The sequence below is a fragment of the Mesorhizobium sp. WSM4976 genome (assembly GCF_029625685.1).
Taxonomy (GTDB): Bacteria; Pseudomonadota; Alphaproteobacteria; order Rhizobiales; family Rhizobiaceae; genus Mesorhizobium.
Window position 1 is genome coordinate 35,059 of the sequence record NZ_JARTVT010000034.1, and the last position, 23,856, is coordinate 58,914.

At 65.3% G+C, this 23,856-nt stretch carries 23 protein-coding genes and 1 tRNA gene; 17 read left to right on the forward strand and 7 right to left on the reverse strand.

Going from position 1 to position 23,856, the window contains the following annotated elements; genetic code table 11:
- Positions 1-18 precede the first annotated feature (18 nt).
- Positions 19-1,218 carry a hypothetical protein gene (locus P9272_RS30885; protein WP_278163724.1) on the reverse strand — a complete coding sequence of 400 codons (1,200 nt, stop codon included), beginning with the start codon at positions 1,216-1,218 and terminating at the stop codon, positions 19-21.
- A 333-nt stretch (positions 1,219-1,551) separates the two neighbouring features.
- Between P9272_RS30885 and P9272_RS30890 the strand changes: the two genes are divergently transcribed.
- From P9272_RS30890 to P9272_RS30930, 9 genes are all read left to right on the forward strand, one after another.
- Positions 1,552-1,627: transfer RNA gene (locus P9272_RS30890), tRNA-Thr, on the forward strand.
- A 1,057-nt stretch (positions 1,628-2,684) separates the two neighbouring features.
- Positions 2,685-2,873 (forward strand): DUF2158 domain-containing protein, encoded by a 189-nt coding sequence (locus P9272_RS30895; RefSeq protein ID WP_126062900.1) that lies wholly within the window; start codon positions 2,685-2,687, stop codon positions 2,871-2,873.
- Positions 2,874-3,026: 153 nt separating this feature from the next.
- Positions 3,027-3,467 carry an acid-shock protein gene (locus tag P9272_RS30900; protein ID WP_278163726.1) on the forward strand — a complete coding sequence of 147 codons (441 nt, stop codon included), beginning with the start codon at positions 3,027-3,029 and terminating at the stop codon, positions 3,465-3,467.
- 45 nt (positions 3,468-3,512) lie between these two features.
- Entirely contained in the window at positions 3,513-4,052 is a 540-nt protein-coding gene (locus P9272_RS30905; protein ID WP_278163773.1) for an RNA polymerase sigma factor, read from the forward strand.
- 74 nt (positions 4,053-4,126) lie between these two features.
- Complete coding sequence (locus P9272_RS30910; RefSeq protein ID WP_278163728.1) at positions 4,127-4,576, forward strand: hypothetical protein; 450 nt, start codon at positions 4,127-4,129, stop codon at positions 4,574-4,576.
- Positions 4,573-5,016: a periplasmic heavy metal sensor gene (locus P9272_RS30915; RefSeq protein ID WP_128256948.1), complete on the forward strand. Its 444-nt coding sequence runs from the start codon at positions 4,573-4,575 to the stop codon at positions 5,014-5,016. Before P9272_RS30910 ends, P9272_RS30915 begins: the two co-directional genes overlap by 4 nt.
- Positions 5,017-5,127: 111 nt before the next feature.
- Positions 5,128-5,418, forward strand: coding sequence for a hypothetical protein (locus P9272_RS30920; RefSeq protein ID WP_278163731.1), 291 nt, complete (start codon positions 5,128-5,130; stop codon positions 5,416-5,418).
- A gap of 99 nt (positions 5,419-5,517) precedes the next feature.
- Positions 5,518-6,975: a DUF1800 family protein gene (locus tag P9272_RS30925; protein WP_278163733.1), complete on the forward strand. Its 1,458-nt coding sequence runs from the start codon at positions 5,518-5,520 to the stop codon at positions 6,973-6,975.
- Positions 6,976-6,995: 20 nt separating this feature from the next.
- Entirely contained in the window at positions 6,996-8,234 is a 1,239-nt protein-coding gene (locus P9272_RS30930) for a DUF1501 domain-containing protein (protein ID WP_278163735.1), read from the forward strand.
- Between the two features lie 275 nt (positions 8,235-8,509).
- Here the strand turns inward: P9272_RS30930 and P9272_RS30935 are convergent, their stop codons facing one another.
- A complete protein-coding gene (locus P9272_RS30935; protein WP_128256952.1) occupies positions 8,510-8,779 on the reverse strand; it encodes a hypothetical protein in 270 nt (89 codons plus the stop codon).
- 294 nt (positions 8,780-9,073) lie between these two features.
- On the opposite strand from P9272_RS30935, the gene P9272_RS30940 reads away from it, so the two are divergent.
- A complete protein-coding gene (locus P9272_RS30940) occupies positions 9,074-9,520 on the forward strand; it encodes a pyridoxamine 5'-phosphate oxidase family protein (RefSeq protein WP_128256953.1) in 447 nt (148 codons plus the stop codon).
- 51 nt (positions 9,521-9,571) lie between these two features.
- On the opposite strand, the gene P9272_RS30945 is transcribed toward P9272_RS30940, so the two are convergent.
- From P9272_RS30945 to P9272_RS30965, 5 genes are read right to left on the reverse strand one after another with little or no spacing between them, the layout of a single operon-like run.
- On the reverse strand, positions 9,572-11,155 hold the full coding sequence (locus P9272_RS30945; RefSeq protein ID WP_278163738.1) for an indolepyruvate oxidoreductase subunit beta family protein: 1,584 nt from the start codon (positions 11,153-11,155) through the stop codon (positions 9,572-9,574).
- Positions 11,148-13,301, reverse strand: a complete 2,154-nt coding sequence (locus P9272_RS30950; RefSeq protein WP_278163740.1) for an indolepyruvate ferredoxin oxidoreductase subunit alpha — start codon at positions 13,299-13,301, stop codon at positions 11,148-11,150. Before P9272_RS30950 ends, P9272_RS30945 begins: the two co-directional genes overlap by 8 nt.
- A 45-nt stretch (positions 13,302-13,346) precedes the next feature.
- Positions 13,347-13,829, reverse strand: a complete 483-nt coding sequence (locus P9272_RS30955; RefSeq protein ID WP_128256956.1) for a MarR family transcriptional regulator — start codon at positions 13,827-13,829, stop codon at positions 13,347-13,349.
- A complete protein-coding gene (locus P9272_RS30960; protein WP_278163743.1) occupies positions 13,829-15,394 on the reverse strand; it encodes an NAD(P)/FAD-dependent oxidoreductase in 1,566 nt (521 codons plus the stop codon). The genes P9272_RS30955 and P9272_RS30960 overlap by 1 nt, the downstream gene beginning before the upstream one ends.
- 16 nt (positions 15,395-15,410) lie before the next feature.
- Positions 15,411-16,202, reverse strand: coding sequence for a cyclase family protein (locus tag P9272_RS30965; RefSeq protein WP_128256958.1), 792 nt, complete (start codon positions 16,200-16,202; stop codon positions 15,411-15,413).
- A gap of 117 nt (positions 16,203-16,319) precedes the next feature.
- Between P9272_RS30965 and P9272_RS30970 the strand changes: the two genes are divergently transcribed.
- The 7 genes from P9272_RS30970 to P9272_RS31000 all read left to right on the forward strand — a co-directional run bounded on the left by P9272_RS30970 (position 16,320) and on the right by P9272_RS31000 (position 23,798).
- A complete protein-coding gene (locus P9272_RS30970) occupies positions 16,320-17,894 on the forward strand; it encodes an NAD(P)/FAD-dependent oxidoreductase (protein ID WP_278163746.1) in 1,575 nt (524 codons plus the stop codon).
- Positions 17,895-17,979: 85 nt separating this feature from the next.
- Positions 17,980-19,509, forward strand: coding sequence for an ABC transporter substrate-binding protein (locus P9272_RS30975; protein WP_278163748.1), 1,530 nt, complete (start codon positions 17,980-17,982; stop codon positions 19,507-19,509).
- Positions 19,510-19,577: 68 nt separating this feature from the next.
- A complete protein-coding gene (locus tag P9272_RS30980; protein WP_278163750.1) occupies positions 19,578-20,585 on the forward strand; it encodes an ABC transporter permease in 1,008 nt (335 codons plus the stop codon).
- Positions 20,578-21,426, forward strand: coding sequence for an ABC transporter permease (locus P9272_RS30985; RefSeq protein ID WP_278163751.1), 849 nt, complete (start codon positions 20,578-20,580; stop codon positions 21,424-21,426). Before P9272_RS30980 ends, P9272_RS30985 begins: the two co-directional genes overlap by 8 nt.
- Positions 21,423-22,301 (forward strand): ABC transporter ATP-binding protein, encoded by an 879-nt coding sequence (locus tag P9272_RS30990; protein WP_278163753.1) that lies wholly within the window; start codon positions 21,423-21,425, stop codon positions 22,299-22,301. Before P9272_RS30985 ends, P9272_RS30990 begins: the two co-directional genes overlap by 4 nt.
- A complete protein-coding gene (locus P9272_RS30995; protein WP_278163755.1) occupies positions 22,294-23,118 on the forward strand; it encodes an ATP-binding cassette domain-containing protein in 825 nt (274 codons plus the stop codon). The genes P9272_RS30990 and P9272_RS30995 overlap by 8 nt, the downstream gene beginning before the upstream one ends.
- Positions 23,119-23,198: 80 nt before the next feature.
- Positions 23,199-23,798 (forward strand): VOC family protein, encoded by a 600-nt coding sequence (locus tag P9272_RS31000; protein WP_278163757.1) that lies wholly within the window; start codon positions 23,199-23,201, stop codon positions 23,796-23,798.
- Positions 23,799-23,856 lie beyond the last annotated feature (58 nt).

Consider the following 23,856-nt stretch of genomic DNA (forward strand, 5'->3'; position numbering starts at 1 on the left):
GGACACGGTGCGACGCGATCACTGCGCGATCGAAACGCGTATCTCGTAGATATCGACCGACTTGCCCTTCTGGTCGATGTCGGAGTTGACGGCGATGGTGCCGGCGGCGCCCGGATGCTTGTCCGGGAACTGCACGTCGAACAGATATTCGTTGCGTTCGTGTCCGACGGCGTATCGCTTGCGGCCGCAATCGCCGAGATCGCCGAAATTGCAGTCGACCGATATCTGCGTCTCCTTGCCCTCTTCCGAGCGGGCGACGATGTCGAACATGGCGTGCTTGCCGACAAGCTTCTCCAGCACGCCCTGGCCTACATCGAAGGCAATGGCCGAACCGGAAGCGCCGGAGCGGATGCGCAGGAACTGACCGGTGTCGTCCTTCATCACCTCGGCGCCGGCGTCGGAAGGCGCGCTGACATGGGTCGGGTCGGCGGGCGAGAAGACGTTGATCCAGTTCTTCGACTGGTCCGCCTCGCCCGGCTTCTGCGGCGAGCCGGTGTTGCCCGGCTGCGAGGAGTCCTCGCTGTCGAGGGTCGGCGTCGGTTCCGGCGGGCCGGTGTCGAGCTCGGCCGCCGTCTTGAAGACACCGGTTTGCTTGGCGAAGTAGAGACCGATGCCGGCGGCGGCGAGCAATGTCGCGACGACGAAGATCGCGGTCAGCGGCAGGCGCCGGCCCCTGATCCGCCGCTCGTCGCGATCGGGCGCGACCTGCGCGCCGTTGCCGACCGGAGCGCCTGGCGAATCATCGAGCGAGGGCGCATCCGGAAGCGCCGTCTCGTCCGGCATGATGTCGGGCACGCGCGGCAGCACGCGCGAACGGGGCTGGTCCGAGGCATCGGGTTGCACCGGTCCGTCGACGGTGATCGAGGGCGAGCGTGCTGACTGCGACGGCGGCAGCGGCGCGTCGACCGAAGGCGCGGCCGAAACGGCCGGCGCGTCGACGCGGGGCGACTGCAGCGCGCCATTGCTGGCCGGCACGACGTTTTCCGGCGGCAGCGTCACATCAGGGACGGCCGGCAGGAATTCGGATTCGATCTCGGTGATCTTGGCCTGCACCGCCTTGCGGCGGCCGATGGCGGCCTCGACCGTGATGTTCGGGTTGGCCTGCAGGACGCGGTCCAGCGCGGCAAAGGCCGATCGATAGACCTTCTCTCGGAACGCCCGGTCCTCGGCATTGCCTTTCTCGAAGGCGTTGCGGATAGCTTTCTCGATGGGGTCCAAGCGAGCTCCCTCTGCGCGTTCGCTCACAGTTCCCTGATCGTTAGCCGCAGGCGGCCAATCGATCAACGGGCAAGCGGCTGCCTTGCCAGCGTATCCAACGCCATTTCGGCGTTTTTTGCTGGAGAATCAACATTTTTCGTCACGAACACTCCGGGCGATGCAGGTGCGGAGCAGCCGGCTTGGACGCCGCCGCGCGCCACGGCCGCACCTGTTGCGCGGTAACCGTAGATGGGAATTGCCGGCAACGAGGCCGGAATTCGCCACTGCCCATCTTGAATTAGCGAGCGGTTGAGTCTATCACGCAGCGCATTCTGGAAGCCTGGTGCTTCCCGGGCCGCTTTAGCTCAGTTGGTAGAGCACATCATTCGTAATGATGGGGTCGCGTGTTCGAGTCACGCAAGCGGCACCAAGACTTCCCGGGTAGATCAAGGGGCGATACCCAACCGTCCGGACGGCGAGTTGGAGACATCACTTTTCGCCAAAGCCTTTGTCTCCACGTCGTCTCCAAAAAAATGCTGGCTGCCGAATACGGATGGCGAGTTGCGGCGGCGTTCTTGGCCCCGACGCTCCGCCCATCCATATTCGTCGTCGGCAAAGCGAACGATTGGTGGACGAATTGGCCGAACACCGCGACGCCGGCTAGCACCATCCTTCAGACTACGAATCTGGGCGTCAGGAGTTCGAATCTCTTCGGGTGCGCCATTTTTCTTTGCCAGCGCCGCTATATCGCCACCAGTTTCACAGGAAGCGGGTAATGAGGGGGCGAGAGCCAACGTCGGCCACAAGCGCCCAGGTGATAAAAGATCACCGGCGCTAGCAACCTGCCCTAGCGGAATAAGGGGCTATATCTTTGGTTCCTTCGGACCAATGCGCCCGGCAGGATGGACCTCGGTCGATTGTGGACCAGCGGGCAAATCAGACAGTCTCGCCATCGCGCCGGCTGATAACCCCAAGCCCCCCGCCCATCGGTTGGCGCATGCCCGGCTCGCGGACCTCAAAATCCCAACCACAAAAGCGAGCCGGGCACCTATCCGCGTGCCCACGCCGAGACGCAAATTGCCGGAAATGCAATGAGGAGCTGGACTGTCTATCACGTCGATTTCGCAGCAGGGGGCAACAGCCCGCTTCTAACCGAGATCGGAAGCGTTGAAGCAGACAATCTTCTGGCAGCGGTTATGAAGGCTCAGGCATTGTGGCCCGATGAAAGGTCCATGACCGTCCGGCCGGCCGGACAAGACAGCCGATCGGCGCAACCGCCTGATCCACAGCGCGACACCGATTGAAGGCATGGAGCGATCAGGCCGCTCGCTTGGCACGCGACGCCCCGACGATCCAGCCACACATGGAGCGCTGCCGGCGCAGTTTCTCGACACCTTCCCAACCTGTACCACGTCATCGGCGCGTCTCGGCCATTGTCGGGAGTCGCTGTTGGTGGGAAACTCGGCCTGTCAGCATGGGAGGTCGAAATGCCCAATAGTTTCAAGACCGGAGACGTCGTCAGGCTGAAATCCGGAGGCCCGGAAATGACCGTCAGCGACGGCGCGGCTTCCGGCACATATCTGTGCCATTGGTTCAACCGCGAGGGCGACGTTTGGACCCCGCAGCACGCCGGCTTCAAGCCGGACCAACTTGTGGTGGTCGACAACCAGAGATAGTCGCCGCTTCAGTTCGTTAACGTTCCGGTTCGGCGGAGCCGGCCCGATGGATTCATTTGTTCGGTCGAAAAAGGATCGACGGATTTTGCTCGTCGCCGCGTTCAACGGCTGAAGCGTGGCCGTCAATGGCCGCGCGCAACCGGAGACGAGAGCATGATCCGCCCCACCCTATTCGTCGTTGCCCTTGGCCTGCAGACCGCTGTCGCGGCCGCCCAGACGACGGCGCCTGCCGCCGCGCCAGCCCAGTCGACGCCGGACACTGCGGCTGCCGCCAAGTCCGACCAGACCAAGTCCGACCTGACGCTGGAAAAATTCGAGGCGCGCCGCGAAAAGGCGTTCATGGGGGCGGATACGGACAATGACGGCAAGGTCAGCCTCGCCGAATGGACTGCTTTCCAGACCGAGCGCAAGGCCAAGGGCGATCCGGCCAAATCCTTCGCGCGCATGGACTCCAACAAGGACGGCTTCGTCGACAAGGGAGAACTCGACGCCTTCCTGGCCAAGCGCTTCGCCAAGCTGGACAAGAACGGCGACGGGGTGCTCAGCGCCGACGAACGGCCAGGCCACAAAACCGCTCCCAAGCAGGAGCAATGACCAAGAGGTTATGCCGCGCAATGACACATGCGAGCGCTCCTGTTGATGGGCGCCGATCCGGACGAGGAGCTGGTACGGCGCATCGGCGCCGGCGACCCCGCCGCCGTGCAGGCGATGGTGGCGCGCAAGCTGCCGCGCATCCTGGCTCTGGCCGCACGGATGCTCGGCGACGCAGCGGAGGCCGAGGACGTCGCCCAGGAGACCTTCGTGCGCATCTGGCGCCACGCCTCGAGCTGGCGCCGGGGGCACGCACGCTTCGACACCTGGATCCATCGCGTCGCGCTCAACCTCTGCTACGACCGGCTGCGGCGCCGGCGCGAGTGGACGACCGACGACTTGCCGGAGGTGGCCGATGACGCGCCGCTTCCCGATGCCATGCCGGGCGATGAAGAGCGCAGGGTCGGCCAGGCGTTGCAACGCCTCGCGCCGCGCCAGCGCGAGGCGATCGTGCTGGTCTATTATCAGGAGCTGTCCAACATCGAAGCCGCCGGCGCCATGCAGGTCAGCGTCGATGCGCTGGAAAGTCTGCTCGCGCGGGGTCGGCGCGCGTTGCAGGCCATGCTCGCAGGAGATTGCGATGAATGAGACCTTGAAGGGACGTCGAATTCAGCCGACCGCGGGGTGGGGGGCCACGTCAAAATGGTGGAAGGGGGAAAAAGATGGCTGAGAAAGTTTCGGGAGGGCCGATGGATGCCGGGCGCTTCGCCGCGCTGGCGGATGCCTATGGCAGCGCCTTGCACCGCTGGCCGCCGGCCGAGCAGGCCGCCGCCATGCTGTTTGCCGAGACCGAGCGAGGCCGCGCCATCCTGGCGCGCGCCGGCAGGCTCGACGCCATGCTCGACCGGCATCGGGTCGAAGCAGCCAGCCCGGGACTCCATCGCGCCATAGTCGCCCGCGCCGCGACCGAGGTCAGCCAGAAGCGCCGCCGGCGGTTCTGGTGGCTGGGCTTCGGGCTTGCAGGCGTCTGGGTCGCCGGCGCCGTGGCCGGGCTGGCGCTGGTGACCGTCGTCAGCCCGGATATCCAGGCCGATCATTATGTGATGGACGCCAATACGACGTCGTTCGGCGACGCCGGACCCGATGCCGACCAGGCGGAGGAGGATCTATGAACCCGCGTCTTGTCGCGGCATCTCTGATGCTCAACGTTTTTCTGATCGGCGCGGTCGCGGGCGGGGCGGGCTGGCTGATCGGCAAGTCCAATCCCGGCTATTCGCTGGAATCGGCTGGCGGGCGGCTGCCCGCCGCCGACCGCAAGATCTTTCGCCAGGCACTGCGCGAGGTGCGCCGGGAATCGCGGGACGTGATCCTCGATGGACAGGCCGCGCGGCGCGAGGCGGCGAACCTGCTGCAGCAGCCGACCCTCGACAGCAACGCGCTTGCCGCCGCCCTGGAGCGAGTGCGCAACGCCGATGTCACCGTCCGCACCCGGCTCGAGCAACGCATCATTGAGTTCGCCGCATCGGGCTCGCAGGAAGACCGCCAGTTGCTGGCCGACGCCTTGCTTCGGCGTGCGGGCCGGCAGCCGCCGCCTGCAAAAAATTCGCCATAGGCAGCGACGGAAAGAGCGGACACGCCCCGTTCAAGAAAAAGAGGGACAGGCCTGTGACCGCCTTGGGCGGCGGGCAGGTTCTCTTCAACTTCGGAACTTCGGGAGCATCCCATGAACAGTCTGACGAAATATTCGCTCGCGGCAGCGCTCGCCATCGGTGGCGCGGTCGCGGCAAGTGCCGCCTCGGCCATGCCTATCGCACCGCTTGCGCCCGCCGCGCCGGCAATGATCGAGCATGTCGCCTGGGGCTGCGGTCCGGGTTGGCATCCCAACTACTGGGGTCGCTGCGTCCCCAACCGCCGCGTGATCTATCCGGGCTATTATTACTGGGGCGGACCGCGCGTGTATATCGGCCCGGTCTGGCATCCCTACCATCACTGGCACCACTGGCGCCGCTGGTAACGGCCCGCTCCCGGCGCCGGTGCTGCGTCCGGCGTTGTGAGCGCCTTCCCGATCCATGGAACATACTGACCGAGGCATCGGCTTCGGACGGAGGCTTCGATGGCCGCACCGGTTTCACAGTCCCGGTCGCCTGATCCGGCGCTGGTGGCGCTCCACCGCTTCGGCCTCGGCGCAAGACCGGGCGACGAGCTCGGCAAGATCGCCGCCGATCCGCGCGGCTGCCTCAAGGCCGAGCTCAAGCAGCAGGACATCGCGCTGATTTCCCCCGACGACCCACGGAATGCCGGGCTGCTGGACAGCACAGCGGCGATCCAGGCCAGCATGGCGGCAGCCATGGAGCGCAAGGCGGCGCGGGATGAAAAAGCGGCGGCCGCCATGCAGCCGATGGCAACGGATGATCCAGCGGGTCCGGCTGTGACAAAAGCCAAACCCACGGTGCCACGTGTCGAGGCCGATATCTATCGGGACGAGGCGCAGGCCCGGTTCGACAAGGCACTCCCCGCGGCGCCTGGCTTCGTGGAGCGGCTGGTCGGGTTCTGGTCAAACCATTTCTGCGTTTCCGTCGCCAAGGCGCCGGTCGTGCGGGCCTGCGCCGGCGCCTTCGAACGCGAGGCGATCCGCCCCTTCGTGCTCGGCCGCTTCGCCGACATGCTGCTTGCGGTCGAGCATCATCCGGCCATGCTGTTCTATCTCGACAACCAGCAGTCCATCGGGCCGGATTCGCGCGCCGGCAAAAGGCGCGGCCGTGGGCTGAACGAGAACCTGGCCCGCGAAATTCTCGAATTGCACACGCTGGGAGTCGGTAGCGGTTATAGCCAAGCCGACGTCACCAGCTTCGCCGGCATGCTGACCGGCTGGACCATGGCCGGCCGCGAGGGGCGGCTGGGAGAGCCGGGAAGCTTCGTCTTCAACGCCAATGCGCATCAGCCGGGCCAAGCGGTGCTGCTCGGCAAGACCTATCCCGATGGCGGCATGGGCCAAGCGGAGGCCGCTCTCAACGACATCGCCCGCCATCCGGCCACCGCGCGGCACATCGCCACCAAGCTTGCGCGCCATTTCATCGCCGATGATCCGCCCCTAGCGGCCGTCGCCCGGCTGGCCACGGTCTTCACCAAGACCGATGGCGACCTGCGCTCGATCGCCTTGACGCTGATCGACATGCCCGAAGCCTGGTCGGCGCCGCTCACGAAGCTGCGCTCGCCCTTGGATTACGTCGTCGCGTTGCGCCGCGCGGTCGGCGCGACCGCCGGCAACGAACCGCAACGGTCGCTCCGCTGGCTGAGCGTGCTCGGCGAGCCGCTGTGGCAGCCGCCTGGACCGAACGGCTTTTCCGACAGCACAGACGCCTGGGCTTCGGCGGAGGGGCTGAAGACGCGTCTCGACATCGCCTGGCAGGCCGCGAAGCAGGCGAACGACATCGGCGATCCCGACGAAATGCTTTCCGTTCTTCTCGGCACCTCGGTCTCGTCGCAGACGCGAGAGGCGATCGCTCGCGCTGAATCCAAGCAGCAGGGCCTGGCGCTGTTGCTGATGGCTCCGGAATTTCAACGACGGTGATCCAACACGGAGATATGGCTATGAGCCTTCTTTGCGAAACCCCAAGCCTGTCCCGCCGCGCGATGCTGATGAGCGGTGGCGCGCTGTTCGCCTGGGCCTATCTGCCGCCCTTTGCGCGCGCCGCCGACAAACGCGACCCGCGCCTGATCGTCATCGTGCTGCGCGGCGCGCTTGACGGGCTGTCGACGGTCGGGCCGGTCGGCGATCCGGACTATGCCGGCCTGCATGGCGACATCGCGCTTTCGCTCTCAGGCGCCAACCCCGCATTGCCGCTCGACGGTTTCTTTGCCGTGAACCCGGCAATGCCGGTGTTTGCGCGCCTGTTCAAGGACGGGCAGGCGGCGGTGGTGCATGCTGCGGCGACGGCCTATCGCGACCGCTCGCATTTCGACGGCCAGGACGTGCTGGAAAGCGGCCTGCCCGGCCCCGGCAACGCAACCAGCGGCTGGCTCAACCGGGCTTTGGCCTGCCTGCCGACGGGGGACCGCGTGGCGAAGCTCGGCGGGCTGGCGGTCGGGCCGTCGACGCCGCTGGTGATCCGCGGTGGCGCCCCCGTGCTCGGGTGGGCGCCGCAGGCGCTGCCGACCCCTGGCGACGCCTTGGCCGAGCGCGTGCTCGACCTCTACAATCATCGTGACCCGGTGCTGGCTGCAGCCCTGCAGAAAGGTCTCGCCGCCGACCGCATGGCGATGGGCGACCAGCTCGACGGCAAGACAATGAAGCCGAAGGGCGGCCTCGACAATGCCGCCGGCATGCGGCAGTCTGCGCAGGGTGCGGCTAGGCTGATGGCGGCCGATGACGGGCCGCGCATCGCGGCTTTAGCTTTCGACGGTTGGGACACGCATGTCAATGAAGGCGGCGCCACCGGCCGGCTCGCCAATCTGCTCGGCGGCCTCGACGGCGCCTTCGAGGAATTCGAGAAAGGGCTCGGCGCGCGTTGGCAGGACACGGCGGTCGTGGCCATCACCGAGTTCGGCCGCACGGCCCGCATCAACGGCACCGTTGGCACCGACCACGGCACCGGCACGGTGGTGCTTTTGGCGGGCGGCGCGATCAAGGGCGGCCGCGTCATTGCCGATTGGCCGGGCCTGAAGCCGGCGCAGCTTTATGAACAGCGCGACCTTGCGCCGACCAGCGATGTACGCGCTGTGCTGAAGGGCTTGCTGGCGGATCAGTTCGGGCTGTCGGCGGCGGCGCTTGGCGACAAGGTGTTTCCGGAGTCGGCCGGTGTGAAGCCGATGCGGGACTTGGTGGGGTGAGCCTAAAGCGCGTCGCGATCTTTCAGATTCGCTCCATGCGCTTTAGGGTTTTGACTTTACGCATGTCCCGAAACCGGTTCCCACTTTCGGGAGACATGCTTTAGACTTTGCCGGTCAGTGATGAGCTTCGGCGCCTGTCAGTTCGTCATCCACGGGCGGAGGGGCCTCGGCCAATCAAGAACGCTGGCGCGTAGGTTTCGAACGCCGTGCGTGGGGACCTTAGCCAAAACGCCCGCGCCAATTCCGGCACGGGCGTCGATCCCCTCGACGGATCATCAGCTCCAAAAACCGTGATGCCAGCGGCCGTGATACCAGAAGCCGGGGTGCCAGTGGCGCACATGCATCGGGCGGATGATCACCCGGCCGTTCGGCACGCATCTGCCCCAGCGGTTCATGTGCCAGCCGGGGCCGCAACGCCAGCCGACGGTCTCGATCGGCAGCGAAGATGCGCTTGGCTTGACAAGCGGCATGGCCTCGGAGCCTACGGCGGAAAGCGTCAATGTGCCGGCGGCCAGGGCGATAGGCAGCAAGTATCTTGTGAACATGCGTTGTCTCCGTAATTTGTCCCTACCCTCGTGAAACGGAGGACAAGGTCGAATTCCGTCGGAGCGGTGCGGATCACATCTTCGTTAACCCCCATTCAACGGTGCCGCCCCGCGGCGGTTCGGCACGCGGCGCCTCGCGGTTGCGCCGTTGAAATTGGCATTGCCGCGGCCGTCGCCCGGCATCAAATTGATCCACATCAATGAGCCAGGACGTGCCCCGCTCTAGGCTTTAGATTGATAAAGGCCAATCGGCGGGACCGGTCGAAGGCTAGTTGAAGATGGGAGTTCATAGCGATGATGATCCGCACGCTCTCCACTTTGGAATGCACGAAATTGCTGGCGGCAAACCGCGTTGGCCATCTGGCATGCGTGAAGGATGGGCAACCTTACGTCGTATGCTTCAACTATGCCTACGCCGACAGCCATCTCTATGCATTCTCCTTGGAGGGTAAAAAGATCGACTGGATGCGGGCCAATCCCCTAGTGTGCGCCCAGGTGCAGGAACACACGCAAGGACGCGGATGGAGAAGCGTTGTTGTCGACGGTCGCTATGAGGAACTGCCGGACCGGGTCGGCCATAAGGTTGAGCGCGACCATGCCTGGTCGGTCTTGAGCAAGCACACCGATTGGTGGGAACCCGGCGCGCTCAGACCTGTCACGCCTCCCGTCTCGGATAGTTTGCCGCATATCTTTTTCCGGATCCTTGTCGAGCAGGTCTCAGGACGGGAAGCCGCCGAATAGGCTGTTTCGGCCGTTGTCCCGGCGCCACGCCCATCGCTTCAGCGAGAGCGGTTATTGAGCCGGCTCTTCGTCGAGCGTCGCCACCGTCTTCAGCGCGCCGTCGAGCATATCGCCCTTTTCGTCCTTCAGCGCCGCCTCGCGCAGGCGGCGGATCCAGTCGGCGGCGTCTTCGCGGCCCTTGAGCAGGGGCAGCGCCGAGAGCACGCGGTCGAATTTCGACTGGGCGCGGGCATGGGTGTCGCTGTAGCCCTTGATCAGCCGGCGGCAGTTCAGGATTTCGGTGGCTAAAGCGTAGTCCTGGCGAGCATGGCTCAGCGCCAGGCTATACCAACGCTCGAGATGCTCGACTTCGACCTTATGGCGCAGCAGGCGGCGGCGCCAGCGGCGCAGGCCCCCGATGAACCAGAGCATGGCGAAGCCCGTAAGGCTGTCGGTGCGTATGTGGCGGCCGCGATTTATGCGGCGGTCGAGGAAGGCGGCGAGCTTCGGCCGGCTCTCGATGTAGCTGCCAAGGCTTGCCGGCAGAGTGCCGCAGAACTCCTCGATGCGCGGATGGAAATATTCGGTGACCTGCAGCACTGAGCCTTCCTCGACGCCGACCTCCTTGCGCACGCGCCGGTCGCGAGTCGAACGCGTCTTCAGATCGGCGACGCGGATCATGTCGTCGTAGCACATGGCGTTGGCGAGATGCTTTGCCGCCGCGATCGACAGCGCATAGTTGCGCTCCACATTGTCCAGTGCCACCGCTGTGTCCAGCCGGTCGAGATATTCGGCGCCATAGGCGATGTCCTGAAAGTCTACGACTTTCTTCAAGCCGCGTTCGGCCATGTCGCGCATGGGCTCCGGGAGCGACGCGACGCGGGCGGCAAGCTGCTGCCAGCCCTTAAGCAGGGTTTCCGGGCCCCTGACCTTCGCCGTTGACTTGGCCTCGGCAGCAGCAGGCTTGGCTGCATTATCCCCAGACGGTGCAGCCGCGATGCCGCGTGCGCGGTCGCAAGCCGCGCCAAAGGCGGCGAGGCTGGCTTTCACACCGCGGCCGCCGGCTCCGATTGCCTGCTCATAGCTTTCGCGGGTGAAGGGAAGCGCATCCGAGCCGGCCAGCGCGCCGAGCAGGCTGGCCGAGATCATCGTGCCGTTGTCGGCTGCGATTTTTTCCATATCGAAGGCGATGAAGCGCTTCGCCGCCGCTTGCGCCGTCGCGTGCACCTTTTCCGACGAGGCGCGTCCGTCGCCCGGCTCGATCTTTTCCGAGACGGCGGCGATGCGATGCGAGGAGGTGATCAGCGTCGTGCGCTCGGGCGTGACGAAACCGCGGATGATGGCGCGGCCGGCTTCCATCAATTCAGCAGCGATCAAGATATCGACGTCGCCCTGCGAGGGCGACAGCGCGAAGACCGGCAGCCGACCGGTGTCGCGGGCCATCTCTATGTAATAAATCGTGGCGCCGGTGCGCTGGGCGACGCCGGCCACGGAGGTCGATTGCGCGATGTAGCCGTTGCGCTCGGCGGCGTCGGTGATCCAATCGGCCAGCACACCGCCGCCTTGGCCGCCAACGGCGAGCACGGCGAGCTTTATCACTTGCTCGTCATCCAAAGCGCCCGTCTTCGGGCGCAGCGCTGCGCTAGGGTCAAGCATCGGCGAACATCAGGCGGCGGCTCTCGCGGCGGCGCTGCAACAGGCCGATCACGGCGCGGCGCGCGCTTCCGAGGAAACGGTCCAAGCGGCCGGGATTGTGGACGACATCGGCGCGGTAAAAGGAGGGGCAGAGCACGGCGGCATCCGCGACCTCGCCGCAATTGCCGCAGCCGACGCAATTCTGGTCGATCGAGGCGACCGGATCGTCACGCAGCGGATCGTCGAGCGACTTCACCGACAGCGACGGACAGCCGGAGAGCCGCATGCAGGCATGGTCGCCGGTGCAGATGTCCTCATCGACGCCGAATTTCGGCTTAACCACGCGCTCGCCGCCCTTGATCGCCTTGTCGACCAGCGGCTTCTCGCGGCGCTGGCGGTTCAGCATGCATTCCGACGAGGCGACGATGACCTTCGGCCCCTTCTCCTCGGTCGTCAGCGCGTCGCGCAGCGCGGCGCGCATCTTGCCGACATCATAGGTGCGGTCGATGTGGCGCAGCCATTTGACGCCCATGCCCTTCACCGCCTCGTCGATCGGGTGTTTGGTCGACTTGGTGCGGTTGTTGGCGCGCGAGGACAGGATGTCCTGGCCGCCGGTGGCGGCCGAGTAGAAATTGTCGACGATGACGATGACGCCATCATTCCGGTTGAAGACGGCGTTGCCAATCGAGGAAGTGAGGCCATTGTGCCAGAAACCGCCGTCGCCGACGAAGGAGATTGAGCGGCGTTTGGCGTCCGGCGAATTGAACGCCGAAGCTGAGGCCGGCCCAAGCCCGTAGCCCATGGTGGTGGCGCCGAGCTCGAAGGGCGGCATGATCGAGAACAGATGGCAGCCGATGTCGGAAGCGATGTGATGCTTGCCGAGCTCCTGCTCGACCAGCTTGGTCGCGGCGAAGATCGGCCGCTCCGGGCAGCCGACGCAGAAGCCGGGCGGACGTCCAGGCACGACGTTGATGAGGTCGGCGGTGTCGACGCCTTCGCCCAGCTTGTTTGGCGCGCGCACCTCACCTGGCAAGAGATGCGGAGCGTTGGCGCGCAGGAAGGAGCCGATGCCGTCAAGCATGACCTGCCCGGTGTATTCGCCGGCCATCGGCAGGTGCTCCTTTCCGACCAGCTTGGTGCCGCGCCCGGCCTTGTGCAGCATGGCCGCGAAAGCCTGCTCGATATAGTTGGGCTGCCCCTCCTCGACGACGAGCACCGCCTGCTTGCCTTCGCAGAAGGTGACGAACTCGTCGTCCACCAGCGGGTAGACGGCGTTCAGCACATAAAGCGGCACGTCGGTATCGCCATAGGTGTCGGCCAGGCCGAGCCGCTGTAGGGCGCGGATGACGGAATTGTACATGCCGCCCTGCATGACGATGCCGACCGAGCCATGGTCCGGCCCGAACATCTCGTTGATCTTGCGGCTCTTGATGAAATCGACCGCGGCCGGCCAGCGCTTGGCGACCTTCTCCTTCTCATGCAGGAAGGAGGCGGGCGGCAGCACGATGCGGCCGGTATCGCGGCGCGGCGCGGCAAGCGCGTCGGCGACCGACATTGGCGGGCGCTTGTTGTCCTTGGCAATGAAGTGGCCATGGACATGGCAGCAGCGGATGCGCACCTGCAGCATCACTGGGGTGTTGGAGACCTCCGACAGTTCGAAGCCGTCCTCGACCGCCTTGACGATCGAAGGCAGGTTCGGGCGCGGGTCGAGCAGCCAGACCTGGCTCTTCATGGCGAAGGCATGGCTGCGCTCCTGCATGATGGAGGAGCCCTCGCCGTAATCCTCGCCGACGATGATCAGCGCGCCGCCGGTGACGCCGCCGGACGCCAGATTGGCGAGCGCATCGGAAGCGACATTGGTGCCGACGGTCGACTTAAAGGTGGCTGCACCACGGATCGGATAATGCACGGAGGCCGCCAGCATGGCGGTGGCGGTCGCTTCGGAAGCGCTCGCCTCGAAATGCACGCCGAGCTCGCCCAGGATGTCCTGCGCGTCGGCCAGCACATCCATCAGGTGACTGATCGGCGCGCCCTGGTAGCCGCCGACATAACCGACGCCGCATTGCAAGAGCGCCTTGGTGATGGCGAGGATGCCCTCGCCGGCGAACTCCTCGCCGGCGCCCAGCCTCAGCTTTTCGACTTCCTTGGCAAAAGACCGTTCGGCCATCTCTGCCTCCTTCCGTTCCCGCAATCAGGCGGCGCGTACGTCAATTCAGATGTCGTGCTTGCGGATGTTCTTCAGCATCTTCTGCAGGATCGCGATCAGCGCGGCATATTCGGCATCGTCGACATCCTCGAACATCGCTTCGAAGGCGTCGTGCATGGCCGGCCACGCGCGGGTGAACAGCGCGCGGCCGCCGTCGGTCAGGAACACATGGCGGATGCGGCTGTCGGTAACGCCCTGCTCGCGCCGCACCAGGCCCTGGCCTTCCAGCGTGTCGAGCGTGCGGCTCAAGGTCGATTGCTCGATCACCGTGTAGACCGAGAGGTCGTTGACGGTGACGCCATCGGTGACCGAGAGCACGGCGAGCGTCCTCACCTGCGGAATGGTCAGACCCTGCTTGCGGAAATCCTCGCGCAAAGTAGCGTTGTAGCGGCCCATGATGCGGTTCATCAGATAGGGCGCGAACTGCTGCAGGCCGATCTGTCCGAGGGTCGAGATGCGCTGGCGTTTTTCGGCGAGCTTCTGTTCCATCACAGCCTCCCCGCCAGAAGGAAGCCGGAGCCGCCGCCAAGCCCCGCCCCCGGATGGGTCGAGGCGCCGATGTGATAGAGGCCCTTGACGCCGGTCTCATGATTGCGGCTCGTCTTGAACGGTCGCCACAGGAAGGACTGGTCGATGGTGGACGATCCGCCATACGGGTCGCCGCCGACCAGGTTGATGTTCATGGCTTCGAGATCGGCCGGCGAATAGGCGCGGCGCGCGATGACCGTCTCTCCAAAACCGTCGATGTGGCTGGCGACGATCGCCTCGGCGCGGTCCGCATAGGCCTCGCGCAACGCTTCGGTCCAGCGCCCGTCAGCCGGGGCATTCAGCTTGCCGGCGGCATCGCCCTTGATGTAGCGCGGCGCTTCCGGAAGCTGCAGCCAGAGGATCGCCTTCCCCCCCGGACAGCGCGACGGGTCGAGCGCGTGCGGCTGACCAACGCAAATGGTCGGCACTTCCGGCAGGAGGCCGCGCACCGCCTCATTGCAAGCTTTCGAGACGCCGTCGAGCCCCGGCGTCAGATGAAGCAGCGCCACCTTATCGAGGCCCCCGCCGCGCCATGCCGGCGGTTTGTCGAGCGCATAGTGGATTTGGAAGTTGCCCTTGCCGTAGCGATAGGACTGCGTGGCTTTTGCCTCCGGCGCATCCTTGCCGAGCAGGCGGCCGTAGAGCTGGGTCGGCGTGACCGAGCAGATGACGCTTTTCGCAGCGCTCAGCGTTTCGCCGGACGCGAGCCGCACGCCAGTGGCGCGGCCGCCGCTCTGCACGACCGAGGCAACATCGGCACTGACGCGGATCTCGCCGCCGCGTTCCCTGATCAGCGCCTCGAAGGCGGCGAGCAGGTTTTTCGCGCCGCCCTTGACGATCGGCGCGCCGGCCGCTTCGAGCGCGAAGGCGATGACCTTGGCGATCTGGCCGGAGAACGCGTCTTCCGGGCCGAGCCCGGCATGCAGCACCCAAGGCGCCCAGAGCGCGCGGACAACATCGGAGCTGTAAGTCGTTTCCAGCCAGCCGCGCGCGGGCACCAGCGCCTCCCCCATGAAGGCGGCGAGATTGCGCGGGCCGCGCCGCCAGGCCTCGCCGGCGATGAGCTTGGTCGTCGGATAGGACCAGAGCGCGCCGCCGAGCAGGCCGAACAGCAGCCCGGCATCGCGCTCGATGCCGCCGATTTCGCCGCCATGGCGGTCGCCGTCGCCGGCGGCGATCCGGTTGAGCGCCGCAATGTTGGCGGCGCGATCGGTGGTGAGCACGGCATGGCTGCCGTCGGGCGTGAGCACACCTGTGGGCGTCGCCGTGTGGCAGAACTCCAGCCCATGCCGCGCAAGGTCCTTGCCAAGCGCGGTGAAGGCCGGCGAGGTGATGAACAGGACGAAGGTCGTGGCCATCACGTCGTGAACGAAGCCGGGCGCAGTGATTTCCTCGGTGCGCATGCAGCCGCCGATGCGGTCGTTGCGCTCGAGCACGAGCACCTTGGCGCCCTTTGCGCCAAGCATGGCCGCGCAGACCAGGGCGTTGATGCCGCTGCCGACGAGGATGTGATCGGGGGCGGTCATCGTCGTGGCCTTGGCTTTAACCCCGCGGCACCAGCGCCAGCGCGCGGATCGGGCTGCCGGTGCCGCGCTCGATCTTGAGCGGCGCCGCGATCAGGATCGCGCCCTTCGGCGGCAGCTGGTCGAGATTGCAGAGGCTCGCCAGCCCATAGCGGTTGGCCTTGTGCATCAGCGTGTGTGCCGGGAACGGCGGCTCCATGCCGCCAGCCTTGCCGGCATCGGTGCCGATCGTCTCCGAGCCCCAGCCCTTGATGTCCTTGGCTATCAGGAACTGGATGGCTTCCGCCGTCGGGCCGGGCGTGTGCGGGCCGGTCTCGTTGGCGTTGAGGAATTCAGCTTCCGAGCCGTTGCGCTTGTACCAGTCGGTGCGCATCACCACCCATTCGCCGGGGTTGATGGCGCCATGCTTGGCTTCCCAGGCCTCGATGTGGTCGACGGTGAGCAGGAAGTCCGGGTCGGCGGCGGCTTCCTTCGAGCAGTCGATGACATTGACCGGCCCGACGAAATTCTGCGCCGGAATGGTGTCGGTGGCGCCGTCCGGATAGTCCTTGCCGGTGATCCAGTGCTGCGGCGCGTCGAAATGCGTGCCCGAATGCTCGCCGAGCTTCAGCCAGTTCCAGGCCCACCACGGACCGTTCTTGTCATACTTGGAGATCTCGTGGATCTCGACCTTCGGCGTGTCGACGGCAAGTTCCGGCGGCAGCTTGATCAGCGGCGTGTTCGGCCCGAGAGGCGCCGTCAGGTCGACCACCTTGATGGCGCCCGAAAGCAGCTGGCCGGCGACCTCGCCGAGGAGTTTCTGCGTGTCCATGGTCTTTGTTCCCTCTTGTCTGATGGTCAAGGCTCGTTGCGGCCCTTAATATACCTACTAGACGAAAACATATGCATCTGCAATTATCTTTAAGCATAAAGCATTTTGGGGCGGGGCGTGAGCGAGTTCGACGCCATCTTTGTCGGGGCGGGCCACAACAGTCTGGCATGCGCCGCGCATTTGGCGCTCAAGGGCTGGAAAATAGCGGTTTTCGAGCGCAGCCAGACGATCGGCGGTGCGGTGCGGACCGCCGAATACACGCTGCCCGGCTTCCGGCACGATTTCGGAGCGATGAATTTGAGCCTGTTCTCCGGCTCCGCCTTTCATCGGAAATATGCAAATGAATTGAAAAGCCACGGGCTGGAATTCGCGCCCGTGACCGATTGTTTCGCCAGCGCCTTCCCGGACGGAAAATGGTTCGGTGTGAGCAACGACCTCGAAAAGACGGCGTCGCGGCTGGCCGCCTTCTCGGCGGCGGACGCGGCCACATGGCGGAAACTGGCCGCCGCCTTCCCGGGCGAAGCCGAGCATCTGTTCCGCCTGCTGGGGTCGCCGATGAGCGCAAAGGCGCTGGCCGGCACGGGCTGGAACCTCTGGCGCAAGAAGGGTCTTGCCGGCGCGCTGGATACGGCTCGATTGCTGCTCTCATCGCCCCGCGCGTGGCTGGAGGAGAATTTCGAGACGCCGCATGTACGCACGACGCTCGCCGCCTGGGGCATGCATCTCGACTTCTCGCCCGACATCGCCGGGGGCGCCGTCTTCCCCTACCTGGAATCGATGGCTAACCAGAGTTTCGGCATGGTGCTGGGCAAAGGCGGCGCCGATACGATCATCCGCGCGCTGGCCGGTATGGTGAAGGCGGCCGGCGGCCAGATCACGACTGGCGCGGAAGTCGCCGAGATCACGGTTTCCGGCGGCAAGGCTAACGGGGTGCGGCTGGCATCGGGCGAAAGCCATGTCGCGACCAAGGCCGTGATCGCCGGTGTCGCGCCGAAAGCGCTGCCGGGCAAGCTGCTGCCCGATGGCTCAGGCGACGTCGGCTTCGACGCGGCGATGCAGACATTCCGTCACGCGCCGGGCACGATGATGATCCATCTGGCCATGGACGACCTGCCGGACTGGAGCGCCGGCGCCGAGCTTCGCCAGTTCGCCTATGTGCACCTGGCGCCGTCGCTCGATGCGATGTCGCGCACCTACCAGCAGGCGATAGCCGGGCTGCTGCCCGACCAGCCGGTGCTCGTGGTGGGCCAGCCGACGGCCGTCGATCCGTCGCGGGCGCCGCAAGGCAAGCACGTGCTGTGGCTGCAGGTGCGCATGCTGCCGGCCGAGATTGCCGGAGACGGGGCCGCCAAGATCGCGCCTGCCCATTGGGATGCGGTCAAGGACGCCTATGCCGAACGCGTGCTCGACATCGTCGAGAGCTATGCGCCGGGGCTGCGCCAGAACATCCTTGGCCGCGCGATCTTCTCGCCGCTCGATCTCGAGCGCGAAAACCCGAACCTCGTCGGCGGCGACCAGATTTGCGGCAGCCACCATCTGGCGCAGAATTTTCTCTTCCGCCCGGCCAGCGGCTTCGCGCGCTGGAACACGCCGGTCGCCAACCTCTACCTCACCGGCGCGGCGACCTGGCCGGGCGCCGGCACGGGCGCGGGCTCCGGCTTCATGCTCGCCCAACAACTCGGAGGAAACTAGATTTCCGGCATGGACAAGGCGCGGTTGCCCATCACCGAATGAAAACGCCGCGCGCATAAAATGACAACCAACAAGGGGAACGACCATGACCATCAACAGACGCGACTTGCTTGGATATGGCGCCGCCACGATCGGCGCGGCGACGCTCGGCCTGCCGAGGACGGCCAAGGCGGCTGGCGAGCTCACCATCGCCTATAATGTCAACCTGCCCTCATGGGACCCGACGACCGGACCTTCGGCGGTGAACCCGACCATCCAGGGTCTTTATCAGTCGGTGTTCGACCAGATCATCGGCCAGAAGCCGGACCTCTCTTTCACGCCCGGACTGCTCACCGAATGGGGCTGGAACGACGATCGCACCAAGGTGAAAATGACGGTGCGCGAGGGCGTCAAATGGCATGACGGATCGCCCTTCACGCCGGAAGACGTCGTGTGGTCGCTGACCCGCGCCGGCGACGAGAAGACCGGGAACCCGATCCAGTTCGTCTGGAAGAACGTCAACAACTTCAAGATCGACGGCAACAAGATCACCGGCGACGTCGTGCAGTTCGACCCGGTCTATTTCAAGTGGATGTCGTTCCTGACGGGCTACATCCTGCCGAAAGCCTATTACGAGAAGGTCGGCGCAGAAGGTTTCGAGAAGGCGCCGATCGGCACCGGCCCCTATATGGTCGACAAGTTCGAGCGCAACGCGTTCCTACGACTCAAGGCCAATCCGCATTATTGGGGCACCAAGCCGGCCTTCGAGAATGTGACGATCAAGTTCGTCACCGACGCCGCGAGCCGTGTCGCCGAAATCGAGTCCGGCTCCTCGCAGGTGACGCTCGAAATCCCCTATGAGGAATATGACCGCCTTATCAAGAAGAGCGGACTTGCCGGCTCGATAAAGAACGTTTCCGACATCGGCATGATCTTCTTCAACAACAAGGACGCCATGCTGGACAAGAACGTGCGGCAGGCGGCCGTGATGGCGGTGGACAAGGAGCTCCTGGTCAAGCGGCTGCTGCGCGGCTACGGCCAGCCGATCGACACGCTGGAGACGCCGGAATACGCGGCCTTCGATCCGTCGATCAAGGTCGAGCACAACCCGGACAAGGCCAAGGAGCTGCTTGCCGCGTCCGGCTATTCGACCAAGAAGCCGGCCAAGTTCACCATCCAGACGACCAAGGGCTTCAAGCCCAAGGACTATGAGATGGTGCAGGCGATCGTCGGCATGTGGCGCAAGGTCGGCATCGAGGCCGAGATCGAGGTCTACGAGATCGCCAAGCACTACGAGCTCAGGGCCGCGCACAAGCTGGCGCCGGCCGCCTTCTACAACTGGGGCAACTCGATCGGCGACCCGACCACCTCGACCGGCTTCGCCATGTTTGGACCGTCGCCGCATTCCTCCTGGAAGACGGATGATCTCGACGCCAAGATCGGGCCGTTGTGGGGCGAGAAGGACGAGGCCAAGCGCATCGCCGGCTGGAAGGCGGTCGACAAATACATCGCCGAGCAGGCCTATGTGCTGCCGTTGATCCAGTATGCGCAGCCGATCGTGCATTCGAAGAAGGTCAATGTCGTGCAGCACGTGTCCGGCGCGTTGCTGCCGGCGCTGATGACCCCGGCCGCCTGATCATCGGACTTGGATTGCCGCGCGCCGTCCGCAAGATAGCGCGCATTTTCATCCAGGCATATGGGCACATGCTGCTGCAGAGATTCCTCGTTCGTCTGTTGACGATGCTGGTGACGCTTTTCGGCGTTGCCATCGTCGTCTTCGTCGTCATCCGCGTCGCGCCAGGCGACCCCATCGCCATGATGCTGCCGCCCGGCGCCAGCGATGACGACATCGCCCGGCTGCGCGCGCTCTATGGACTCGACAAGAGCATCGTGCAGCAGTTCTTCATCTGGCTCGGCGGCGTGCTGCATGGCGATTTCGGCACGTCGATCTCGTTGCGCCAGGACGTGCTTGGCCTAGTCTTCGACCGGCTGCCGGCGACGCTGGAGCTGGCGACCGTGGCGCTGCTCATGGCGATCGCGATCGGCACCACGGCCGCGATCCTCGGCGCGCGCTCGCGCGGCACGGCGGTCGAGGCCGGCATCGACATCGCCAGCGGCGCGACACTCTCGATTCCCGATTTCCTCTGGGGCCTGGTGCTGATCCTTCTGTTCGGCGTTCTGGTGCCTGTCTTCGACATTTCAGGCCGGGTGTCGCCGCAGCTCGACCTACCCTTCGTCACCCAATTCTACCTGGTCGAAAGCATCCTCAGGCTCCGCCTCGATCTCACCTGGGACCTGCTCAAGCACATGCTGATGCCGGCCGTCGCACTGGCGCTTCCGCTGGCGGCGATCATCGCGCAATTGCTCAAACAGTCGCTGAAGGAAGTGCTCGACCTCGACTACGTCGTGCTGGCGCGTGTCAAAGGTTTCTCCGAAACACAGGTCATCCTGCGCGAGGCGCTGAAGAACGCGGCGCTGCCGACGCTGACGCTGGTCGGCGTGCAATTCACCTTCCTCATCGGCGGCACCGTCATCGTCGAGCGGCTGTTTTCCTATGAAGGCCTCGGCAACATGGCGATCGACGCCGTCATCAACCGAGACCTGCCGCTGATCCAGGGCATCGTGCTGGTGTTCGCGCTGCTCTTCGTGCTGATCAACCTTGCCGTCGACATGATGTATGCGCTGCTCAATCCGAGGCTGCGCCATGGATGAGGCGCGCATTGCCCGACGCGGCTTGAGCCCCAGGCTGTGGCTGGCAGGCGGCTGGCTGCTCCTGGCAATGCTCGCGGCCGTCTTCGCGCCGCTGATCGCACCGCAGGACCCGCTGGCGCAGGATCTGATGCTGGAGCGCCTGCCGCCGTTCTGGCTGGACGGCGCCGAGCCCGGCTATTGGCTGGGCACCGACAGCCTGGGGCGTGATCTGTTGTCGCGACTGATCTTCGGCGGCCGCATCGCCTTCATCGTCGCCTTTGCCGCAGCGACGTCCGCCTGCCTTCTCGGCTCGGCGCTCGGGCTGATCGCCGGCTATTTCGGCGGCTGGGCCGACCGCATCATCTCGCGCGTCGTCGATGTCTGGATGGCGTTCCCGCCGGTGCTGTTCGCGATCCTGTTGGTCGCCGTGCTCGGCACGGGACTCAGCTCCGTCATCCTTGCCATCGCGATCATCGACTGGACGCGCTTTTGCCGGGTGATCCGCGCCGAGGCGATGAGCCAGGCGCGCATGGACTATATCGAGAGCGCGCGCATCGCCGGCTATGGCCGCATCGGCATCATGCTGCGCGAAGTGCTGCCCAATGTCCTGCCTTCGGTGGTCGCGCTGCTATCGCTGGAGATGGGCATCGCCGTCATCGTCGAGGCGATCCTCTCCTTCGTCAATCTGTCGATCTCGACCGACGATCCGACCTGGGGCAGCATCATCGCCGAGGGACGTCTGTCGATCCATCAGGCCTGGTGGGTGCTGGTGTTCCCGCTGATCACGCTGATCCTCACCGTTCTGTCCTTCAGCCAGTTCGGCGAAGCGCTCAAGGCGCGCTTCGATCCGGTGCTGCGATGAGCGCGTGTCTAGACATCCGCGGCTTGAGCGCCGTGCTGCCCAATGGCCAGCGTGTGCTCCGCTCGGTGTCGCTCAGCGTGCAACCGGGTGAAGTGCGCGCGCTGGTCGGCGAAAGCGGCGCCGGGAAGACGATGATCGGCAAGGCGGTGCTCGGCGTGCTGCCGAAAAGCGTGCGCATCGTCGAAGGCGAGATGCTGATCGAAGGCGAGGATCTCGGCCGCCTCGATGCCAAGGCGCGGCGGACCCTGATCGGCGCGCGCACGGCGCTGATCCCGCAGGATCCGCTGACTGCGCTCAACCCGTCGCGCCGCATCGGCCCGCAGATGACCGACCGGCTGGTGCGCATCCTCGGCTGGAGCGGCGAGCGGGCGGACAAACGCATCCGACAATTGCTCGACGAAGTGCAGATCCGCGATCCCGAGCGCGTGCTGAAAAGCTATCCGCATGAGCTATCCGGCGGCATGCGCCAGCGCGTGTTGATCGCAGCCGCCTTCGCGGCGGAACCGAGGCTGATCGTCGCCGACGAGCCGACGACGGCGCTGGACGTGACCGTGCAGAAGCAGATCCTGCGGCTGATCGCGCAGTTGCAGCGCGACCATGGCACGGCGATCCTGTTCGTCACCCACGATCTCGGCGTCGTCGCCAAGATCAGCCAGAAAGTGTCGGTGCTCTATGCCGGCAAGGTGGTGGAGGAAGCCGAGACCGCCCAGCTCTTCGCCGCTCCGCAGCACGCTTACACGCGGGCGCTGATCGCTGCGACGCCGCGCTACACCGATCCCTACGCATCGCTGAAGCCGGTGGACGAGAGTGTGCTTGCCGGGCTCACGGCCGAGATCGCAGCCGCCGACAAGGACTGGAGGCCCAGCCATGGCTGAGCCGCTGTTTTCCGTGCGCGGGCTGAAAGTGGCCCTCCCCGATATGACGCGCAAGCCGCTGATCGGGCGCGCGCCGCTGGCCGAAATCCTGAAAGGTCTGGACTTCGACCTGCCAAAGGGATCCGTGACCGGCATCGTCGGCGAATCCGGCTCGGGCAAGTCGACGCTCGGCCGCGCGCTGGTCAGGCTGCTCGAGCCGAGCGCCGGCGCGATCAGCTTTGAGGGACGCGACATAAGCCATCTTTCGGAAGGAGAGCTCAGACCGCTGCGGCGCGCCCTGCAGATGATCTTCCAGGACCCGATGTCCTCGCTCAATCCGCGCCACACGATCTTCAACATCATCGCGGCGCCCTTGAGGCAGAACGGCCTCGGCGACCGGCTGAAGGAGCGCGTTGCGGAAGCGCTGCAGCGCGTCGGCCTGCCTCAGAATTTTGCCAACCGCTACCGCCACGAGCTGTCCGGGGGCCAGCGGCAGCGCGTCGGCATCGCACGAGCGCTGGCGCTGTCGCCGAAATTCGTGCTGGCGGATGAGATCGTCTCCGGCCTCGACGTCTCGACGCAGGCGCAGATCCTGACCTTGCTGGAGAAGCTGGCGGCCGAGATGGGGCTGACGGTCGCCTTTATCAGTCACGACCTTTCAGTGATCCGGCGGCTCTGCCAACAGGTCATCGTCATGCGCGAAGGCAGGATCGTCGAGGCCAGCCCAACGGATGCGCTGTTCGACAATCCCAAGGAAACCTACACGCGCGACCTGCTCGCCGCCATTCCGCTGCCGGAGATCGATCCGAACTGGCTGCGGCCCAAGGCGCCGGCATGAATTGAGCTTGGATATCCGCACGCCGGCCAGCGGGCCTCGGATGTGTGCAGGGACAAGTCGGCCCGCCAACGGAGGGTGACATGAAATTTCCAATCCAGGCTGCGGTCCTCGCGGCCTCCTTGTCCGGCGCAATGGGAGCAGCATCCGCGGACATGATCCCCGGCATGCGCGGGCACGACCATACCGGCATCACCGTGCCCGACATGAAGCAGGCCGTCGACTTCTTCACCAATGTCGTAGGCTGCAAGAAGGCGATGTCCTTCGGCCCGTTCGCCGACGACAAAGGTACCTTCATGCAGGACCTGCTCGGGGTCGATCCGAAGGCGGTGATCCAGGAGATCACGATGGTCCGCTGCGGCTATGGCTCGAACATCGAATTGTTCAAATACACCGCGCCGGACCAGAAGGACCTGACGCCGAAGAACAGCGACATTGGCGGCTTCCACATAGCCTTCTATGTCGACGACGTCGCGGCCGCGAAAGCCTATCTGGACGGCAAGGGCGTGAAGACCAGGCTGGGACCGCTGCCAGTGAAGGAAGGCCCCGCGGCCGGCCAGACCATCCTTTATTTTCAGGCGCCCTGGGGCCTTCAGCTCGAAGCGATCAGCTACCCCGGAGGCATGGCTTATGAGAAGGGGGCGGAGACGGTTCTTTGGAGCCCGAAAGCCCCCTCCAAGTGATCCGATTTCAACCGCCTCACTATCGTTCAATTATAAAACTTTAAGCTTGAAATAATTG

Bases quoted from the DNA above. Each gene is read 5' to 3' on its own strand.
- P9272_RS30895 (WP_126062900.1), top strand. From the start codon at position 2,685: ATGCCCAATAGTTTCAAGACCGGAGACGTCGTCAGGCTGAAATCCGGA.
- P9272_RS30900 (WP_278163726.1), top strand. From the start codon at position 3,027: ATGATCCGCCCCACCCTATTCGTCGTTGCCCTTGGCCTGCAGACCGCT.
- P9272_RS30905 (WP_278163773.1), top strand. From the start codon at position 3,513: ATGGGCGCCGATCCGGACGAGGAGCTGGTACGGCGCATCGGCGCCGGC.
- P9272_RS30910 (WP_278163728.1), top strand. From the start codon at position 4,127: ATGGCTGAGAAAGTTTCGGGAGGGCCGATGGATGCCGGGCGCTTCGCC.
- P9272_RS30915 (WP_128256948.1), top strand. From the start codon at position 4,573: ATGAACCCGCGTCTTGTCGCGGCATCTCTGATGCTCAACGTTTTTCTG.
- P9272_RS30920 (WP_278163731.1), top strand. From the start codon at position 5,128: ATGAACAGTCTGACGAAATATTCGCTCGCGGCAGCGCTCGCCATCGGT.
- P9272_RS30925 (WP_278163733.1), top strand. From the start codon at position 5,518: ATGGCCGCACCGGTTTCACAGTCCCGGTCGCCTGATCCGGCGCTGGTG.
- P9272_RS30930 (WP_278163735.1), top strand. From the start codon at position 6,996: ATGAGCCTTCTTTGCGAAACCCCAAGCCTGTCCCGCCGCGCGATGCTG.
- P9272_RS30935 (WP_128256952.1), bottom strand. From the start codon at position 8,779: ATGTTCACAAGATACTTGCTGCCTATCGCCCTGGCCGCCGGCACATTG.
- P9272_RS30940 (WP_128256953.1), top strand. From the start codon at position 9,074: ATGATGATCCGCACGCTCTCCACTTTGGAATGCACGAAATTGCTGGCG.
- P9272_RS30945 (WP_278163738.1), bottom strand. From the start codon at position 11,155: ATGCTTGACCCTAGCGCAGCGCTGCGCCCGAAGACGGGCGCTTTGGAT.
- P9272_RS30950 (WP_278163740.1), bottom strand. From the start codon at position 13,301: ATGGCCGAACGGTCTTTTGCCAAGGAAGTCGAAAAGCTGAGGCTGGGC.
- P9272_RS30955 (WP_128256956.1), bottom strand. From the start codon at position 13,829: ATGGAACAGAAGCTCGCCGAAAAACGCCAGCGCATCTCGACCCTCGGA.
- P9272_RS30960 (WP_278163743.1), bottom strand. From the start codon at position 15,394: ATGACCGCCCCCGATCACATCCTCGTCGGCAGCGGCATCAACGCCCTG.
- P9272_RS30965 (WP_128256958.1), bottom strand. From the start codon at position 16,202: ATGGACACGCAGAAACTCCTCGGCGAGGTCGCCGGCCAGCTGCTTTCG.
- P9272_RS30975 (WP_278163748.1), top strand. From the start codon at position 17,980: ATGACCATCAACAGACGCGACTTGCTTGGATATGGCGCCGCCACGATC.
- P9272_RS30980 (WP_278163750.1), top strand. From the start codon at position 19,578: ATGCTGCTGCAGAGATTCCTCGTTCGTCTGTTGACGATGCTGGTGACG.
- P9272_RS30985 (WP_278163751.1), top strand. From the start codon at position 20,578: ATGGATGAGGCGCGCATTGCCCGACGCGGCTTGAGCCCCAGGCTGTGG.
- P9272_RS30990 (WP_278163753.1), top strand. From the start codon at position 21,423: ATGAGCGCGTGTCTAGACATCCGCGGCTTGAGCGCCGTGCTGCCCAAT.
- P9272_RS30995 (WP_278163755.1), top strand. From the start codon at position 22,294: ATGGCTGAGCCGCTGTTTTCCGTGCGCGGGCTGAAAGTGGCCCTCCCC.
- P9272_RS31000 (WP_278163757.1), top strand. From the start codon at position 23,199: ATGAAATTTCCAATCCAGGCTGCGGTCCTCGCGGCCTCCTTGTCCGGC.